The organism is Floccifex sp. (assembly GCF_051873555.1).
Lineage (GTDB): Bacteria > Bacillota_I > Bacilli_A > Erysipelotrichales > Erysipelotrichaceae > Floccifex.
This window is the reverse complement of record NZ_JBJEEY010000014.1, coordinates 1-3,823: the sequence shown is the minus strand read 5'-3', so window position 1 is coordinate 3,823 and position 3,823 is coordinate 1. Positions and strand designations below refer to the sequence as shown.

Here is a 3,823-nt window from a genome sequence, read left to right as displayed (position 1 = left end):
TTTATTGTAACAGATTTGAAAAACTAGACAATCATTTTGGTTTTGTTTATACTTTATGATAAAAGGAAGGAACTTATTTATGAATAAAGTACCATTTGTATCAAAAGAACAACTCGAAAATATTTGTCAACAATATTCAACGCCTTTTCATTTATATGACGAAAAAGGCATTCGCCAGACTGCACGTGATTTATATAAAGCTTTTTCCTGGAATCCAGGATTCAAAGAATATTTTGCGGTGAAAGCCACACCCAATCCAACGATTTTAAAAATCTTACATGAAGAAGGATGTGGAACTGATTGTTCGTCTTTAACTGAATTAATGATGTCTGAAAAATGTGGCATTGTCGGTGATGAAATTATGTTTTCATCCAATGATACACCTGCCAATGAATTTAAAAAAGCCAAGGAATTAGGAGCCATTATTAACTTAGACGATATTACACATATTGATTTTTTAGAAAAAGAAGCCGGAATACCTGAAACCATTTGTTGTCGATTCAATCCAGGTGGAAAATTTGAATTGGGAACTGATATTATGGATAATCCAGGTGATGCGAAATATGGAATGACGCCTTCTCAAATAAAAGAAGCCTATGTTCGTTTAAAAGAATTAGGAGCAAAAAAATTTGGTATTCATGCGTTTTTGGCATCGAATACAGTTTCCAATGAATATTATCCAGCATTGGCTCGTATTTTATTTCAATTAGTGGTAGAAATTAAAGAAGAAACAGGCATTGAATTGTCGTTTATTAATTTATCAGGTGGAGTAGGAATTCCATATACACCGGATAAAGAACCCAATAATATTTTTGTGATAGGTGAAGGCGTACATAAAGCCTTTGATGAAATATTAGTGCCAGCAGGACTTGGAAATATAAAGATCTTTACTGAATTAGGACGTTTTATGTTAGCTCCCAATGGATGTTTAGTCACTCGTGTTATTCATGAAAAACATATTCATAAAGAATATATTGGCGTGGATGCCTGTGCAGCTAATTTAATGCGACCAGCTATTTATGGAGCCTATCATCATATTACAGTCATGGGAAAAGAAAACCAGGCTTGTGATCATATTTATGATGTAACAGGTTCTTTATGTGAAAACTCCGATAAATTTGCGATTGATCGTCATTTGCCAAAAATTGATATTGGAGATTTATTGGTAATTCATGATACAGGTGCGCATGGTTTTTCTATGGGATATAACTACAATGGTCGTTTACGTAGTTCTGAAATTTTATTAAAAGAAGATGGAAGTACAAAAATGATTCGTAGAGCCGAAACACCTGATGATTATTTTAGAACATTGGATGGTTTTTGGGATTAAAAATTGAATAAAACTGGTTTTTATAAGCCTCCCAGTATAATAATAGGTATTGTATTTTTAAGTGCCTATTTTGGCACTTTTTTTTGTGAGGAATATATGAAAAGAAAAATAATTATAGACTGTGATCCAGGAATAGATGATAGTTTAGCCATTATGATGGCATTATCTCATCCAGATATAGAAGTATTAGGAATTACAATTGTGGCAGGAAATTGTCCAGTTGAAATGGGTTTTTCCAATGCCAAAAAAATATTGAAATTTATGAATCGATTGGATGTACCTGTTTTTTCAGGAGCTAGTCAACCTTTAAAAAGAAATTATATAAATGCATTAGATACCCATGGAAGCGATGGACTAGGGGAAAGCTTTTTAGAAGAAATAGAAGGCTATGAACAAAAAGAAGATGCGATTTCGTTTTTATCAAATACATTGAAAAAAGAAAAATGCTCTATTATTGCGATTGGTCCATTAACAAATTTAGCTTTATTACTCAAAAAAGATAAAGAAGCATATGACAATATAGAACAACTCATATCCATGGGCGGAAACTATAAAAGTCATGGCAATTGTTCACCTGTTGCTGAATACAATTACTGGTGTGACCCCGATGCAGCCAGTCTTGTCTATAATTCTGGAAAGAAAATTCATATGGTAGGACTAGATGTTACTCGAAAAATTGTATTAACACCAAAAAGACTTGATTATATGAAAAAAGAAAATCCAAGAGTGGGAAACTTCGTTGAAAAAATCACAAAATTTTATTTTCAATTTCATTTAGAATGGGAACACTTAGTGGGATGTGTCATTAATGATCCATTGGCCATTGCCTATTTTATAGACCCTTCTATTTGTTCTGGCTTTGAATCTTTTGTACAAATTGAAACCAAAAGCCTGTCCATTGGACAATCCATTGTGGATGATCATAATTTTTATCGAAAACAAGCCAATGCTTTTATTTGCACCCAAGTCAATGAAGAAAAATTTTTCAATTTATTTTATGACTGTTTATTAAGGAGAATCAAATGAACGTAAGAAAAATCAGTATGATAGCCTTTGCGATTTGTATAAACTTAATTGGAGCCCAAATCGCATTCATGTTAAGATTACCAATTTATTTAGACTGTATAGGAACAATTTTTATTGCAGCTATATATGGACCCATTTACGGAATGATTCCCAATGTATTAAGTGGAACCATATTCTTTATGATGGGCGATGCCTTTTCTCTATATTACGCACCCGTAGGCATTTTATTAGGCCTATTAACAGGACTTATCTGGATATATAAAAAAGACAATATTTTAAGTTTAATACTTACAACACTAATTGTTGTCTTACCCACATCCTTTTTATCTGCTTGCATTACGTCTTATTTATTTGGAGGCATTACATCCAGTGGATCCAGTATGTTAGTTCAACTATTAAAAACACCTTTAGGATTAACAATGGCATGTTTTGTGGTACAAGTCATTACAGATTTCGTAGATAAATTTATTGCATTTTCATTAACAACATTTATTGTCACACGAATTCCAGAAAAATATAAAAAATAGGAGGACATATGTTTACAAATAAAGTGGTGGTCATTACAGGAGGAGCTCATGGTATTGGAAAAGCAACTAAAGAAGCTTTTGAAGAAAAAGGAGCTAAAGTAGAAGTTATAGATATTGTCGAAGGAAATCATTATGTAGGAGATATTTCTAAAAAAGAAGTATTAGAAGATTTTGTATCTTATGTTGTTAAAAAACATGGACATATTGATTATTTGATTAATAATGCTATGCCCGTAAAAAAAGGAATTAATTTATGTAGTTATGAAGAATTTGAATATGCTTTAAAAGTAGGTATTACAGCTCCATTTTATTTGAGTAAACTATTCAAAGATTATTTCAATGAAAAAGGAAGTATTATCAATATATCTTCGACAAGAGAAAAAATGAGTATGCCACAAAGCGAAAGCTATGCTGCTGCAAAAGGTGGCATATCCTCTTTGACACATGCTTTAGCTGTTTCTTTACAAGGAAAAGTAAGAGTCAATTCTATTTCACCTGGATGGATTGAAACAAATGGAGTTATATATACAGGAGCCGATGCCAATCAACAATTAGTCAAACGAGTTGGAAAACCAGAAGACATAGCAAATTTAATTTTATTTTTATGTTCAGATCAAGCTAGTTTTATTGATGGAGAAAATATATGTATAGATGGCGGAATGACAAAACTCATGATTTATCATGAAGAAAATGGGTGGACATATAAAGAATAATGTAGAACACACAATGTGTTCTTTTTTTTTAGGAGTAATTGTCACTTTGTTTTCACAATTTACTTTATGTAAATAATAAATGATATGATGTAAAAAATAACCAAAATCATGATTTCTAAATATGATAAGATGAATATACAAAAGGAGATACAAACATGTTTAAACTGCGGGATAACTTATAAAACAATTGAATATTATAAGGAGGATTTTTAAATGAATAAAAATAC

At 31.4% G+C, this 3,823-nt stretch carries 4 protein-coding genes; all 4 read left to right on the top strand.

Annotation, left to right across the window (positions count from 1 at the left end):
- Nucleotides 1–79 precede the first annotated feature (79 nt).
- The 4 genes from ACI32A_RS01075 (at nt 80) to ACI32A_RS01060 (ending at nt 3,596) form a co-directional block, all read left to right on the top strand.
- On the top strand, nt 80–1,330 hold the full coding sequence (locus ACI32A_RS01075; RefSeq protein ID WP_439753170.1) for a diaminopimelate decarboxylase: 1,251 nt from the start codon (nt 80–82) through the stop codon (nt 1,328–1,330).
- Between the two features lie 96 nt (nt 1,331–1,426).
- The gene (locus ACI32A_RS01070; RefSeq protein WP_439753169.1) at nt 1,427–2,356 is read left to right on the top strand and encodes a nucleoside hydrolase; all 930 of its coding nucleotides are present in this window, start codon (nt 1,427–1,429) and stop codon (nt 2,354–2,356) included.
- Nucleotides 2,353–2,883, top strand: a complete 531-nt coding sequence (locus ACI32A_RS01065) for an ECF transporter S component (protein WP_439753168.1) — start codon at nt 2,353–2,355, stop codon at nt 2,881–2,883. The genes ACI32A_RS01070 and ACI32A_RS01065 overlap by 4 nt, the downstream gene beginning before the upstream one ends.
- An 8-nt stretch (nt 2,884–2,891) precedes the next feature.
- Entirely contained in the window at nt 2,892–3,596 is a 705-nt protein-coding gene (locus ACI32A_RS01060) for an SDR family oxidoreductase (RefSeq protein WP_439753167.1), read from the top strand.
- Nucleotides 3,597–3,823 lie beyond the last annotated feature (227 nt).

Coding starts and splice junctions, on each gene's coding strand:
- ACI32A_RS01060 (WP_439753167.1), top strand. CDS start 2,892: ATGTTTACAAATAAAGTGGTGGTCATTACAGGAGGAGCTCATGGTATT.
- ACI32A_RS01075 (WP_439753170.1), top strand. CDS start 80: ATGAATAAAGTACCATTTGTATCAAAAGAACAACTCGAAAATATTTGT.
- ACI32A_RS01065 (WP_439753168.1), top strand. CDS start 2,353: ATGAACGTAAGAAAAATCAGTATGATAGCCTTTGCGATTTGTATAAAC.
- ACI32A_RS01070 (WP_439753169.1), top strand. CDS start 1,427: ATGAAAAGAAAAATAATTATAGACTGTGATCCAGGAATAGATGATAGT.